This is a genomic window from Aliivibrio sifiae (genome assembly GCF_002954715.1).
GTDB classification, from domain to species: Bacteria; Pseudomonadota; Gammaproteobacteria; order Enterobacterales; family Vibrionaceae; genus Aliivibrio; species Aliivibrio sifiae.
In genome coordinates, this window is sequence record NZ_MSCP01000001.1 from 637,432 (window position 1) to 651,820 (window position 14,389).

At 37.9% G+C, this 14,389-nt stretch carries 12 protein-coding genes and 4 tRNA genes; 3 read left to right on the forward strand and 13 right to left on the reverse strand.

The annotated features are described in order from the left end of the window. Positions 1 to 121: 121 nt before the first annotated feature. The 10 genes from BTO23_RS02870 to BTO23_RS02910 all read right to left on the reverse strand — a co-directional run bounded on the left by BTO23_RS02870 (position 122) and on the right by BTO23_RS02910 (position 5,512). Complete coding sequence (locus BTO23_RS02870) at positions 122 to 829, reverse strand: carbonic anhydrase (protein ID WP_061013869.1); 708 nt, start codon at positions 827 to 829, stop codon at positions 122 to 124. 292 nt (positions 830 to 1,121) lie between these two features. Next, positions 1,122 to 1,198: transfer RNA gene (locus BTO23_RS02875), tRNA-Asp, on the reverse strand. Positions 1,199 to 1,236: 38 nt separating this feature from the next. Next, positions 1,237 to 1,327 (reverse strand) — tRNA-Ser (locus BTO23_RS02880). Positions 1,328 to 1,868: 541 nt separating this feature from the next. Beyond that, positions 1,869 to 1,945, reverse strand: a tRNA-Asp gene (locus tag BTO23_RS02885). 38 nt (positions 1,946 to 1,983) lie between these two features. Next, positions 1,984 to 2,074, reverse strand: a tRNA-Ser gene (locus tag BTO23_RS02890). Between the two features lie 25 nt (positions 2,075 to 2,099). Next, the gene (locus BTO23_RS21620; protein WP_146107780.1) at positions 2,100 to 2,546 is read right to left on the reverse strand and encodes an ATP-binding protein; all 447 of its coding nucleotides are present in this window, start codon (positions 2,544 to 2,546) and stop codon (positions 2,100 to 2,102) included. Continuing rightward, complete coding sequence (locus BTO23_RS02900; protein WP_245922070.1) at positions 2,506 to 3,069, reverse strand: histidine kinase dimerization/phospho-acceptor domain-containing protein; 564 nt, start codon at positions 3,067 to 3,069, stop codon at positions 2,506 to 2,508. Before BTO23_RS02900 ends, BTO23_RS21620 begins: the two co-directional genes overlap by 41 nt. 83 nt (positions 3,070 to 3,152) lie before the next feature. After that, entirely contained in the window at positions 3,153 to 3,224 is a 72-nt protein-coding gene (locus BTO23_RS21625; protein WP_342752356.1) for a response regulator, read from the reverse strand. Positions 3,225 to 3,456: 232 nt separating this feature from the next. Continuing rightward, complete coding sequence (locus BTO23_RS02905) at positions 3,457 to 5,265, reverse strand: DUF3413 domain-containing protein (protein WP_105062900.1); 1,809 nt, start codon at positions 5,263 to 5,265, stop codon at positions 3,457 to 3,459. Positions 5,266 to 5,284: 19 nt separating this feature from the next. Beyond that, positions 5,285 to 5,512: a YejL family protein gene (locus tag BTO23_RS02910; RefSeq protein ID WP_060991367.1), complete on the reverse strand. Its 228-nt coding sequence runs from the start codon at positions 5,510 to 5,512 to the stop codon at positions 5,285 to 5,287. 76 nt (positions 5,513 to 5,588) lie between these two features. On the opposite strand from BTO23_RS02910, the gene yejK reads away from it, so the two are divergent. Both yejK and BTO23_RS02920 read left to right on the forward strand, forming a co-directional pair. Beyond that, positions 5,589 to 6,605: a nucleoid-associated protein YejK gene (gene yejK, locus BTO23_RS02915; protein WP_170066719.1), complete on the forward strand. Its 1,017-nt coding sequence runs from the start codon at positions 5,589 to 5,591 to the stop codon at positions 6,603 to 6,605. Between the two features lie 142 nt (positions 6,606 to 6,747). After that, positions 6,748 to 7,953: a chemotaxis protein gene (locus tag BTO23_RS02920; RefSeq protein ID WP_105062902.1), complete on the forward strand. Its 1,206-nt coding sequence runs from the start codon at positions 6,748 to 6,750 to the stop codon at positions 7,951 to 7,953. Between the two features lie 108 nt (positions 7,954 to 8,061). Here the strand turns inward: BTO23_RS02920 and nhaC are convergent, their stop codons facing one another. After that, positions 8,062 to 9,498, reverse strand: coding sequence for a Na+/H+ antiporter NhaC (nhaC, locus tag BTO23_RS02925; RefSeq protein WP_060991365.1), 1,437 nt, complete (start codon positions 9,496 to 9,498; stop codon positions 8,062 to 8,064). Positions 9,499 to 10,122: 624 nt separating this feature from the next. Between nhaC and asd the strand changes: the two genes are divergently transcribed. After that, complete coding sequence (gene asd / locus BTO23_RS02930; protein WP_060991364.1) at positions 10,123 to 11,238, forward strand: aspartate-semialdehyde dehydrogenase; 1,116 nt, start codon at positions 10,123 to 10,125, stop codon at positions 11,236 to 11,238. Positions 11,239 to 11,350: 112 nt separating this feature from the next. On the opposite strand, the gene ansA is transcribed toward asd, so the two are convergent. Beyond that, the gene (gene ansA, locus BTO23_RS02935) at positions 11,351 to 12,364 is read right to left on the reverse strand and encodes an asparaginase (protein WP_060991363.1); all 1,014 of its coding nucleotides are present in this window, start codon (positions 12,362 to 12,364) and stop codon (positions 11,351 to 11,353) included. Positions 12,365 to 12,456: 92 nt separating this feature from the next. Next, positions 12,457 to 14,313 (reverse strand): signal peptide peptidase SppA, encoded by a 1,857-nt coding sequence (gene sppA / locus BTO23_RS02940; RefSeq protein WP_060991362.1) that lies wholly within the window; start codon positions 14,311 to 14,313, stop codon positions 12,457 to 12,459. Positions 14,314 to 14,389: the final 76 nt, after the last annotated feature.

Below are 14,389 nucleotides of genomic sequence, written 5' to 3' on the forward strand. Positions count from 1 at the left end.
GATGCGGTGAATAATAGGGGGAACCGTTCTTCTTGTAAAGCACTCTTTTAAAAATAAAAACTGTTCGCTTTAAATTTGGTCATATCGATGAAATTTAAAGCGGAATGTGGCTTTTTTATTTTTATTGCAGTACCGGTCGGGCATTAATCGCTTGTGTTGGGCGGTTATTGCCATCATATAATGCTTTAAATTGAGTTAATTGTTGTGATGAAATGCTAATTGGATTCTTCATTACAAACCAAGTAACCCCTTCACTGCATGGTGGAGTCGTTAATGAACCATTAAAACGATAATAAGCTTGATCGGCTGGAAGTAAATTCACAAGGTCTAATTTATTTGTTAAATCTACTTCTCCTGATTTTGGCATTTCTTTCCATACTTTAGCTAATTCTGTATTTGCTTTACCTTCTTTAAACATTACTCCGATAACAGCAAGATTCCCCTCTTTATCTGAATGAACTAAGTGCATCTCTAATGGAAAAGAATGGCCAGCTATGAGGTTTTCACTTGGCGCATGAAAGTGCAATTGAAGAAGGTTAAATGTTTTCCCTTCTATTTTTATTGATTGCTTACCATCAAAGTTAACTTGCACTGTATGTCCATTGTTTACAATATTTTTTCCTGCTTGAGTATAATTAAAGGTAATTGGTTTTAATTCGCTTTCAACTGCACCTGTAATATCGATTGGAGATTGGTTTACACCTGATTGACACGTTCCGTGCCAGTGGGCGGGAGCCGTTTCTCCTGAATAACTCCATTCAGAGGCTGCAACAAGGCAGCTAGCAGATAGAGCAGTTAAAGCCGTTAACGTTGTAATGATTTTTTTCATGGTTTTTATTTATCTCATTATTTTATAAAGCGAGATCACAGGCTAGTACAAATACTGGTGAGTTAAAAACGCTTTGAATGAAATTTAGCTAGCTACTTCCATTTTTATGAAAGTGTCTGAGAATTTGTTTTAGTTTTAAAACAATAAAATCGAGAAGTGGGAAGAATTTGAATCTTGAAAAGTAGTAGAGATAGAAGGGGGGTTAGTGTTGATATATTTATATAGATTACTTAAATATTATATTCAGCAGATACAAAAAAGCCTCGTCATTTCTGACAAGGCTTCGTTGTATTGGCGGAGCGGACGGGACTCGAACCCGCGACCCCCGGCGTGACAGGCCGGTATTCTAACCAACTGAACTACCGCTCCAATTTTTAAAACTCAGACTCTATCTGAATTTTGAAAAGTGGTGGAGGGATAGGGATTTGAACCCTAGAACCGCTATTAACGGTTGCCGGTTTTCAAGACCGGTGCTTTCGACCACTCAGCCATCCCTCCAGTGCGGTGAATAATAGGCGGAACAGGTTTTATTGTAAAGCCTTAATTTTAAAATAGATTCTGTTTGATTTAATTTTAAACAATGTGAAGGTATTTAAAGCTATATTGAGGATTCAAAGTAAGAATTATTTATGTCGATATAGGTTGGGAATTATGAGATTTAACTAGGTAAACAATAATGAAAATTGAGGAGGGTTTAGTGCTAATTTGAGCTATTACTATATTCTACAGATACAAAAAAGCCTCGTCATTTCTGATAAGGTTTCGTTGTATTGGCGGAGCAAGCGGGACTTTCTACCTCACCTTGAGAGCAGCTCGTCCCTCGGCGTGTCAGGTCGCTCAGTTCTCCAATAAAAAGTCTAACCAACTAAACTATCCCTCCACCACTATTCAAAATTCAGATTCTATCTGAATTTTGAATAGTGGTGGAGGGATAGAAATTTGAATTCTAGCGTCGCTATTTTAAATACAGATATCGATGAGGTTCTATATTCGATAGATACAAAAAAGCCTCGTCATTTCTGACAAGGCTTCGTTGTATTGGCGGAGCGGACGGGACTCGAACCCGCGACCCCCGGCGTGACAGGCCGGTATTCTAACCAACTGAACTACCGCTCCAATTTTTAAAACTCAGACTCTATCTGAATTTTGAAAAGTGGTGGAGGGATAGGGATTTGAACCCTAGAACCGCTATTAACGGTTGCCGGTTTTCAAGACCGGTGCTTTCGACCACTCAGCCATCCCTCCAGTGCGGTGAATAATAGTAATATCCTTACTTTTTGTAAAGCATAAAATGAAAAAAAATGGTCGAGTGCGCTATTTTTGTGCATGATGCTTCATTTTTAACTAATTTCATTGTTTTTGTTATATAAAACAGTCGCAATGCAGCCGTTATTTTCTTCTTTATATTTAGCGTAAAGCTTAAGTCATAGAGCTGACAGATATCTCTAACAATTAATAATCCTAAACCGAAACCTTCAATACCGCGAGGTTTGCTATCTAACCCTATACCTGAATCAATAATTGAAAATCCATTTTGATTCATTAATAAGGAGATTTGCCTTTCTTCAGTGCAATTAAACGCATTTTTTATCAAATTACCGATTAATACTTTTAAAATATTTTCGGGGCTATAGGTAGTTGTTAAGTTGTCTATTTGAATATTGTAAGTGACTTTTTTAAAGCGTATAAAGGTGAGAATTAGCTCGTAATATATTATCTAACTCAGCTTCCATTGCGCTTCGGTAGAACTTTGTTGTATTTTTGTTATCAGATGCGTCACGAGTTAATGACAGTAAAGCATCAATGAAATCAGTCATCTCTTCAATGGCATCATTGAGACGTTGTTTTTGACGTTGCAGAAAATCAGGAACATTTGATTGATCAAATAAGCTTGTTGCGCCCTTCATCACCATTAATGGGGTGCATAGTTCATGGCTTGCATAGCGAGTGAAAACTCGTTCTCGTTTAATCAATTGTTCGATTTGTTGGTAATTGGTATTAATTGTTTGAATTAGGAGTGCCGTTCCTTGAGTATTGCCTGAAATATCTTTTGGAGCTGAAAGAAGTAGACTTTTCATTATGATAAGTTGAGTTGGATTAAGGCAGAAAGTTAACCCTTGGCGAGATAATGTATGTGAATTCAAATTTAAGCATAAATCGTCAAACTGCAATTCTGTCTTAGCTTGTTTGCCAAAGGTTCTACGAACAAGTGCATTAATGCGAGCATCCAGAATATTCAAATCAAAAGGTTTAATTAGATAGTCGTCAGCTCCTTATTGAAAGCCTAATAGCGTGTCTTCTGTTATATCGCGTGCAGTGAGCATTAAATTGGTGTATCTACTCCTTCTCCTCGAAGGCAGTGGCAAACGGTAAGGCCATCCATTTTAGGCAGCATAATATCTAGAATGATTAAGTCGAAGTCTTCTTTTTTTGCGAGTTCATAACCTTGTTGTCTTCAACAAGTAGTAGTTTCATAAATACCTCATTTTGATCGCAATGGATTATTTTATCTATTTACCGTGAAAAAAGTGGATTCGATTAGGGTTTTGATTTTATTTTTTGTAGTAATGGAAATATTCAAACGGCGGATATAAAAAATCCCTTCTGATAAAGGGATTTTTTATGGATTATTTTTTAGGATGATAAAACCGTTTTAACTCGGAGATGCCTTGCATCAATAAGGAGAGTTTTGGTTTTTCATCAGTAAGGCGATTGTAATTTTCATCGTAGACTTTGTAGTTACCAAATGTATCTATAACAACAGTGTTCGTATTTGTTATTAAAGCGATATTTTTTCTATCACCCGCTAGTAACCAATTACGGTCATTGTCTTGAGTAAACAAATTTAAACCACTGCTGTAACTTTCCGATGGTGTCGTTGTCTTTAAGAATGACTCCATTAGTGTTGGTGTTAAATCTAAGTGGCTTGAACGAGTCATAATTAATTCAGGCTCAACTTCCGGCCAATGAATTAACATTGGGACACGTAATTGGTACTGACTAAAGTTGGTACTTGAACCCCAGCTATTGGTATTAGTTTCATCAAATTCCATACCGTGATTTGATGTGATCACAACAATGGTCTTTTCCCAGTCAGGAGATTGTTTTAATGCGTTCAATACTGCTTTAAGTTGCTGATCGGTTTTTTTAACTGCTTTACGGTAGTTAACTTCAAAAGCACTTTGATCTGAGTTTTCTGTTGATATTGGACTAGTTGCGTCATATTCAGAGACAGAGGTCAGTTCTAAATAACTAAACCATGGTTTGTCAGGTGTCTGTGCTTTGAACCAATCATTCCATTGAGAAATTGCTTTGCTATCAGACATTTTCTCTTTAGGTTCGCCGATCTCGTCTTTAGTAAAGATGATTTGTTTATATAATGAAGAGTTGAAGTCATCGCCACTGAATAAGCCAAAAGTGTAATTACGATTATGTAACTCAGCTAAAATAGGCGATTCAATATTTGAATTTCTAAAATTATCAACGTAATTTCCAGGAAGACCATAGAAAAGACCAAATAGGCTCGTCGGGTTATTGCTTGCGCTGTAATGATTATTGTAATTTACATTGTTCTGTGCGAAACGGGTTAAATTTGGAGTATCAGTATGATTCAATGTATCGGCACGAAGGCTATCGATCATAATGATTTGTAAATTATAACCGGTTTGTTTTGACTTGAATTTAATTGGCTCTAGTGGATAACGCATTGCCTCTTGAGCCCCGCCTGCGCCTTCTTCTTGAATTTGTTTTGTTAACGCTTCACGGTCGATAAAACCATGCTTCTCTAAGAATGAGCGAGCGGTCATTGGATATGACAATGGGAAAGTGGCTCGTTGGGCGGTTACTGGTCCATAAGCAGAAGCATCTGCCCATGTATGAATTAAATGACTACCAATGAAGGCAACAGAAAACAGAATGGCAAAAGGGCGACCTACGTGCTTATGAGCTAATTTACGAAGCTTATTCCAAACCCACTCAGATAGAGAAAGTTGAAGTAGGAAGATTACAGGTACGAGAATGAACAGGTATTGCCATTGCGTGTTTAAATTTGATTTGTCGTTGTTTAAGAGCATATCCCAAACCAGAGGCGTAATATGCAAATGAAGATTTTGATAAGCGTAAGTATCAAGCAGTAACAATGTCATACCTGCGGTAGCGATAGTGACACTTAATACTCGCATTAAGCGCTGAGATGGCGTAACAAAGGTTAAGGGGAACAAAACCAGAATGTAAAAGCCAAAGACGAGAAAACCAAAATGACCTATCCAGTTTAAAACCAGATAGGTCTGTCCTAATAGCGTTTCAGGCCATGGTGATTGCGAGATATAACGTGTGCCAATAAGCATTGCAGCAATGATATTGAAAAAGCTGAACCAGTGGCCCCAAGTTATTAACTTAGAGACTTTGTCGCCGTAAGTATTTCCGCTATCAACCATGGTAATTGAATTCTCGCTCTTAGTGAGTTTTTGGTGTATCTAATGAGCTAAGCAGTGCTTGAGCAAATTTTTCAGCGATGATTTTACGCTGCTCTGCTGGCACTTCTTGGTTTAGTACATTGGTAGCAATGTTACCAACCAACATTAGAGATAGATCAGCTGGTGCACGATGTTTATCTAATACATCGACCATCTCTGTTAACATTTGTTCAATTTGTTTGTTGCTGTATTTAGAAGTAATAGCCATAAGTCTTTTCAGTTAATGATAGTGAAAGCGGCTTATGATAACCTACTATGCACGTCAACTAAAAACCTTTTCTATTATGAGTTTAACCCTTTCAAACGTAATTTTACATAAATTAGTAAAAAATGAGCAAGATGAACTCGAAGTTTGTCTACGAAATCAAACTCTTGACAACGAAGAGTTCACTGAAGCCCTAGTTTTTGAGCTACATCGTGTCTTTAACTCTAAAGCTGGTAAAGGCTTTGGCGTATTTAAGACGGAAAGTGAGTTTGGTCATTGGTTAGGATCTGTTCGTAAGAATGAAACACCATTCTTAGAATTCAGTAATAAATCGGCTGAAAAATTAAAATCAGAATTGATTAAATACCCGTTTGCTGAAGAAGGTATCTTAGTGATTGCTGAGTATCGCTCGCTAGCAACTGAATACCTTTTTGTTGCAGTTTTACCGTCAAATGAAAGCATGAAGGTAACAGAGCAGCTAGACATAAGCTCGACGGATTATCTTGATATCGCAAAAATGGATATTGCAGCTCGTATTGATTTATCAACATGGGAGACTGATTCGGATTCAAATCGCTACCTGACTTTTATTAAAGGGCGTGTAGGCCGTAAAGTTTCTGATTTCTTCTTGGATTTTTTACAAGCAGATGTTGGTATGGATACTAAGGTACAAAACCAAGTATTACTGCAAGCAGTAGAAGATTTTTGTGCAGATGAACGTTTAGAAAAAGAAGAAAAGCAACAATACCGTAAACAAGTATATGATTACTGTAATGGTCAACTGCAAGCAGGTGAAGAATTAACGGTAAAAGAATTGTCGGGTGAATTGCCTATCTCTGAATCTGGTTCTAATTTCTACCAGTTTGCAGAAGAGCAAGGTTATGAGCTAGAAGAATCGTTTCCTGTTGATCGTACCGCATTACGTAAGTTAACTAAATTTGTTGGCGCTGGTGGTGGTTTGTCATTGAATTTTGATGCGATGCTATTGGGCGAACGTGTGTTCTATGATCCAGAAACTGACACACTGACGATTAAGGGTACGCCACCAAACCTTAAAGATCAATTAACACGACGCTTAGGTTCTTCTGAATCATAACCTGTGACTATATTGTCAAAAATAAAGTCCCCGATTTATTCGTAATTGTCGGTTTGTTCTCAAATATTTGATAACTTGATTTTTGCAAAATGATACCCTATCTATCCTTTTATTATAAAATTCTGGCTAGGTAGGGTTGTTCATGAAACGCACCTCTAAACTCATTCCATTTAAACTTTTTTCTCTTATCTTATCGCTGTTTGTTCTCAATGGTTGTTCTTTACTGGAACTGAAAATTGAGTCTCAATCAGAACCATTAACGACAACGGAGTTGAATACTCGTATTTTAACTCGTGCATACAGTAAACACTTCTTTAGTGAAGTCGAAGCGGCTGCGGATGAAATTTCATCAATGTATCCAAAAGACGACGTTTTACACCAATCTTATGTCTTGTTGTGGAAAATTAATGCAGAAGAAGGGTTACAGCGTGCGGCATATCAAGTATCACCTCAAATTGCACTGATTGATTCATGGGTGTTTGCCGCTCAGATGGAGCAGTTTTTTTCTGTAGATGGAAAAGGGGTTGTATTATTTGATAGCAACGTTGATTTTGAAGCAAGTCAGCTTTTGCATGAAGATATTAAAGCCTTGGCAGAAAAGCTGTTATCAAGTACTGAGTTTAATGAAGCGCAAGATTTTATTACTGAATTTGTTGCAACTCATCAATTTGAAAACTTAACGATGCGTAGAACTCCAGCGCTAAAGGCTTGGTTAGCGAATCAAAATATTGATGAGTCAGAGGCTGTTGCGACGTTAGGAACCATGCCAGAAGCATTGGGCGATGTGTCTGATCGTCTTGGTTTAGTATCAGAACAAACACCAAAAATCATGACATGGAAAGCACAACTGATTACACTGAACAGCAATGTAAATGGTAATGACATAAATAAAACCATGGAAAGCTTACGTCATACCTCTGAATCGTTCCAAGACTTCGTAAAGAATAACCCTGAGTACATGCAAAATCTAGCAGAGCAAATGAGCTTACAGCTTCAACCTCTGCTTGATGACCTTGATATGAAAACGGACGATAAACTTAATCAATTAAGTGCAGAGCGTACAGCTTTAGAGGCGATGGTTGCAAGAGAACGTAAAGAGTTGGTAAATATGGTAGAGCGAGAGCGTAAAGCGATTGCAGTTATCGTTTCACAAGAGAGAGAGAAGTTTACTCAAGATCTCGATAAAGTGTCACAAGATGTCTTAACGCTTGCTATGGATAAGGTTATAGATTTAATTAAAAGTACCATTATTTACTTTATCTTATTCATCCTAGCGATCTTCTTTGCTCCTTTGGGCTTAGGTTACTTCCTAGGTAAACGAGCAGCAATAAAAAAGAAGGCTGCATAAAAGTCGATTACTTAATTGTATCGGTAAAATCGAGATAAAAAATGCCAGTGGTTGAATTAACAATCACTGGCATTTTTTTATTTAGATAACGCTATTTAAACAGGTAAATTACGCTGTTTTTGTTTCTATTGCGATAGCTTCATCGGTTTCTTCTGCAGTAATTGTTGGTTCACATTTATCAACAAACCAACCCATGTAAGAGGTAACGATAGTTACGATAATACACACGAAGCTTAACCACATGAATGGTGCATAAGATAATGTTGCTACACCTAAGATACTCGCCATGTATATTCCGTTATCACTCCATGGAACCATACCTGATGTCAACGTACCACCAAACTCTGCGTTACGAGAAAGATTCTTACGTTTGTAGCCTAAGCGGTCGTAGTTTTTTGCACAAATCTTTGGCGTAAGTATAAGAGATACGTACATTGCTGAACCGAAGATGTTACCAAAGAAAGCGGTTGCAATTGTACTTGTTGCTAGTGAGCCAGGACCTTGTACGCGTTTTTCAAATAGCTTAGCTACAGTTTCTAGTACCCCAACTTTATCTAGTAGGCCACCAAATCCTAGACCAAATACGATAACAGCAACGGAACCAAGCATTGAAGACATGCCACCGCGGTTTAGAATGGCATCAATGAAATCAACACCAGATGAAATAGAGAATGGGGCCCACGCTGTATTAAATGCAGTTAAGAAGTCGATATCTTGAACCATCACTGCCCAAATAATACCCAAAAGAGAACCAAAACTAATGACGGGGAATGAAGGCATACGCATTGCTAATAGGCCAAGGACAATAACAACGGGTACAAATGAGAATGGAGAGATAACAAATTGCTCTTCCATTGCAAGAATAACAGAGTCTACTTGGCTCATATCAACGTTGCCTGCAAAGTGGAAACCAAAAGCCGTGAACATGATACCAGTAATAATGTAGCTGATAAGTGCAACTGGAAGCATACCTTTGATATGTTCCATAACCTCAACACCAGACATAGAAGAAGCAAGAATTACTGAGTCTGACAGTGGAGACATTTTATCGCCAAAGTAACAACCAGAAAGGATAGCACCTGCAGTAATTGGAGCAGGAACACCAAGACCTTGACCAATCCCCATCATTGCAATACCAGCAGTACCTGCAGCACCCCAAGAAGTACCGGTTGCTAATGCCGTTAATGAACAAATGATCATCGTTGCAAGAAGGAAGATCGATGGGTGAATTGCTTTTAAACCATAGTAAATAATGGTTGGAACAATACCACCGGAAATCCAAGTACCTACTAAAGCACCAACCGCCAAGAGAATTAATACTGCTCCTAGTCCATTGGAGATGCCATTTAGAGCTGCTTTTTCTAAAGATTTGTAATCATGACCTAACTTGATACCAAGCGTAATGATAATGAACCAACCAATATAAAGTGCTAATTGGATTGGTAAATCAAGTTGTGCCGTGAATGAAAAGGCAAGAAGTAGAAATAGCCCTAAAGATATAATTACCTGTGTTATCGAAGGTAACTTTGTCGTTGCTTGCTTCATGTATAAAGCCTCTTTTTTGTATGCATGAATAAAATTCATACGATAAGGGATTGTGTTTTCTAAACGAGGTGCACTTTACCTTATGATCAACAAGAGATCGATTAAGTATGGCTTATTTGTGATTCTTATCTCTAGGTCTGTTAATTTAACAAGTTTAAAGTAATTAAATGGTTAATTTTTTGATTTAAAATGAAATGCGTTTGATTTTAATCCGGAATTAATGTTTTTATTTTATGTTAAAAATATGGTGTTATTGTGATTTTAGTTTTCGAAAAATGGTCCTATTTTAGAGTAATCGTTTGCTTTTGTTGTTATCTTTGAATCTTTATGAAGTGTAACGGGATATTTTTATAAGCAAATGTTGCTTTTTGACGGTTTAATTCGAATTTCTATAATTAATTATAGAAAAATAACTTTTTGTTAACCTTTCTATGGCTAGATGGTTAAGTTAATTTTTTAGTTGTTTGTTTTTTATTCATTAAAGAAAAGAATGCTCTCTTAGATTTGAAAGAATCTGATTCATAAAATAAAAAATATAGGGAAAATAGTACTTGAGATTTTTTTCTGTTCATCATATAGATGGAGTAAGCATTTTTTATTTTTTGAAATTACAGGGAGAGTACAATGAGAGTAGGTTTAGTTGGCTGGCGTGGCATGGTTGGTTCAGTTTTAATGCAGCGTATGGTAGAAGAGCGTGATTTTGACCATATTGAACCTGTATTTTACACCACTTCACAAGTAGGTATTCCAGCGCCAAACCTTGGGAAAGATGCTGGGTTATTGCAAGACGCTTTTGATATTCAATCGTTATCAAAATTGGATGCTATTATTACTTGTCAAGGCGGCAGCTATACTGAAAAAGTTTACCCAGCGCTTCGTCAAGCAGGTTGGAAAGGGTATTGGATTGATGCCGCTTCTACATTACGTATGAAAGATGATGCAATTATTACGCTTGATCCTGTTAACTTTGATCAAATTCAACAAGGTATTCATGCGGGTACTAATACTTATGTTGGTGGTAACTGCACAGTAAGTCTAATGCTAATGGGACTTGGTGGCCTATATAAAGCAGGTTTAGTTGAGTGGGTGAGTGCAATGACGTATCAAGCAGCTTCAGGTGCTGGTGCAAAAAATATGCGTGAGCTTATTTCTCAAATGGGAGTAGTGAATGACTGCGTGACATCTGAATTAGCAAACCCTTCAAGCTCTATTCTAGATATTGATAGAAAAGTAGCAGAAACAATTCGTTCTGATTCATTCCCAACGTCAGAGTTTGGTGCACCATTAGCTGGTTCATTGATCCCTTGGATCGATGTGAAGCGTGAAAATGGACAAAGTAAAGAAGAGTGGAAAGCGACTGTTGAGACGAATAAAATTCTCGGTTTACAAGATTCTCCAATTGCCATTGATGGTACATGTGTACGTATTGGCGCGATGCGTTGTCACTCACAAGCACTGACGATTAAACTTAAACAAGATGTACCGATGGATGAGATTGAAGAAATCATCGCGACTCATAATGATTGGGTTAAAGTAATTCCAAATGATCGTGACATTACTGCACAAGAATTAACTCCTGCGAAAGTAACAGGTACTTTGTCTGTTCCAGTTGGCCGTTTACGTAAGATGTCGATGGGTAATGATTTCTTGAATGCCTTTACAGTAGGTGACCAATTACTATGGGGTGCAGCAGAGCCACTTCGTCGTACATTGCGTATTATTCTTAACGAAAAGAAATAATCTCAAAATTCTAAATAGAGTTAATTGCATTAGTTAATAGAACAAAAAAGGCTTCTCATGAGAATATCAGGGAAGCCTTTTTATTATAACAAGGTAAGTTTGTTACAAGGTTTTAGTGAGTTAACTCGCCACGTAAACTTTGCTGCATCATTGTGCGCATTGTTTCATAAGGCAGTTCTTTACTCAGAAGAAAATGCAATTTAGCAAGTGCTGCTTCAGGTGTCATGTCATAACCACTGATAACGCCGGCTTCTGCTAAGGCACAACCTGTGGCATAACCACCCATGTTTACTTTTCCTGATAAACATTGTGTTAGATTTACAACTACAACCCCACGTTCAGAGGCTTCTTTTAATTGAGCAAGAAGTTCTGGGTTTTGCGGCGCATTACCAACACCAAAAGTCAGTAAAATCATCGCATTCACTGGTTGACGTAATGTATTTTTAATCACTTCAGCAGAGATACCTGGGTACATAGTCACTACGCCTATTGGTTGTGGCGTAATATTATTAACTGTGAATTCGCCTTTTGGCTGTTTATTAATTTCTGCACCATTAATTTGAATATTAATACCGGCTTCCAATAGTGGTGGCAAGTTTGGTGAAGAGAATGCATCAAAGCCATCTGCATGAGATTTTGTACTGCGATTGCCACGAATAAGCTTGTTATTGAAAAATAACGTGACTTCATTAATTGGGTAGTTAGCCGCAATGTGTAATGCATTTAATAAGTTGCTTTGGCCATCTGATCGAAGTTCAGCCAGAGGAATTTGAGATCCCGTTACAATAACTGGTTTTCCTAGATTCTCTAGCATGAATGAAAGTGCTGATGCTGTGTAGGCCATGGTATCCGTACCATGAAGAATTACAAATCCGTCGTATTTATCGTAGTTAGCACGAATATCATCTGCAATACGTTGCCAATCTTCTGGCGTCATATCAGATGAGTCAATCAATGGCTCATATTCGTGAATGGTGAAAATTGGCATTTCTGCACGGTGGAACTCAGGCATTTGTTTTAATTGATGTTGCATAAAGCCTGATGCAGGTACATAACCATGATCATCAGATTTCAACATGCCGATTGTGCCGCCTGTATAGGCGATGTAAATGTGTTTTCTTTCCATAATAACAACGGTACAGAGTTATGGGAGGTGGTGCGATTATACTGTGCATTCGTCATAAAGAAAGCCCGACATGTGTCGGGCTCGTCATGCTTTTAAAGATTGCTACAATTCAGACAGAACAGATATTGTCCTTTTGGATCATTAAAGTTATTTAACATGTTGATGTCTGTTGCAACTTTGCTGATGGTTGGTTGCAGAGCTTCTGGTGCTAATGAGAAAAGCTCTGTTTTTATATTGGCATTAAAGCTCATGCTTAATTCTTCAAGGAATTGCTCCATTGGCGATAATGGCTCTTTAACCCAGTACAGGTTATATGATTCCATATTAGCGAGTTGAGCCGCTGCTTGTACTGCATCATCAAAATCACCTAACTGGTCAACTAAACCATGTTTGAGTGCATCTTTACCTGTCCAAACACGGCCTTGTGCAACGTTATCAACGGCTTCTAGGGACATATTACGATGGTCACCGACTAATTTAATAAAGCGGTGGTAACCATGCTCAATACCTAGTTGCATTACCTGGGCAACATCATCATTTAATGGGCGAGTTAAACCAACCCCATTGAATGGAGAAGTCGAAATACCGTCATTGTGAATTCCCATTTTTTCCAACCCTTTTTCAAAGGTCGTTAAAATACCAAAGATACCAATTGAACCTGTAATTGTGGTCGGTTGAGCAATGATCTTATCCGCGCTTGCAGAGATCCAATACCCACCAGAGGCAGCAACACTTGACATGGAAATAACAACAGGTTTGCCAGCTTCTTTTAAAGCATCTACTTCATTACGTATTACTTCAGACGCGAATGCACTACCGCCAGGGCTGTCAACGCGAAGAACAACCGCTTTTACTTTATCATCTCCACGAGCTTGACGAAGTAGGGCCGCTGTTGAGTCTCCACCAACAGTGCCTTGGCGTTGAGTTCCATCCATGATTGGTCCACTTGCCACAACAATAGCGATATCTTGAGCATCAGGAACTATTGTTGGGCGCACTTGTGAACGGTAATCGTAGTAGCTTATTTGTTTAAAGCTGTCGTATCCATTTGAGCCAAACTCGGCAATCATATCTTTACGAACTTCTTGGCGAGTTGCTAGCTTATCAACTAAACCAAGCTCGATCGTCATTTGTGATAAGTCACCATTGAGAGTCTTTAATTTGGCAATGAATTGGTCCATTGGCATAGTTAGCGTTTTAGCATCAATTTGGCGATTAGTAGCGACATCATCTAGATACGCATCCCATAATTGAGTTAGCCAAGCCGAAGCTGACTCTTTGGCTGCATCAGACATATCATTACGAAGATAAGGTTCAACCGCTGATTTATAAGTACCCACACGGAAAACATGAGTTGATACGTTTAGCTTTTCTAATAAATCTTTGTAGTACAGAGTATAAGTACCGTAGCCACGCAATAGGACAGTACCATCAGGAGCCATGAAGACTTTATCAGCGTAACTTGCTAAATAATATTGGCTCTGGTTGTAGTAATCACCAATTGCATAAACAGGTTTGCCTGCAGCCTTAAAGGTATTAATTGCTTTAGCAATATAACGAAGTTTAGTTAAGCTGGTTTCATTCATCTCTTTTAAATGAAGAACAAGCCCTGACACATTATCGTCATTAGCAGCAAAACGAATGGTATCGACAATATCAAATAACACGTTTTCTTGTGATTTTTGGCTGCCTAATAAATCAGAAGTTACTCGTTCTAATGGCTCACGGAATTTACTTTCTTCGACGATAGGGCCCGCTAAATCAAGGATTAACGCTTTTTTCTCAACCTGTTGAGTTTCTATATTAGATTCATCACTACTTAAAAAAGTAAAGGCGATAAAGCCGATAAAAATGAGGAAGAATAGATTTAATACCAGTTGACGCGTAAAGGAAAGTAACTTCCATATCGCTTGAAAACATTTTGCTATGAAGTGGAATAACCCTTTCATATTGTTCCTTATTATTAGTTTAAACTCTGTCTATATCCTACTCTAAGTATTAGTGAAAGTAACTAGACGAAAGAGT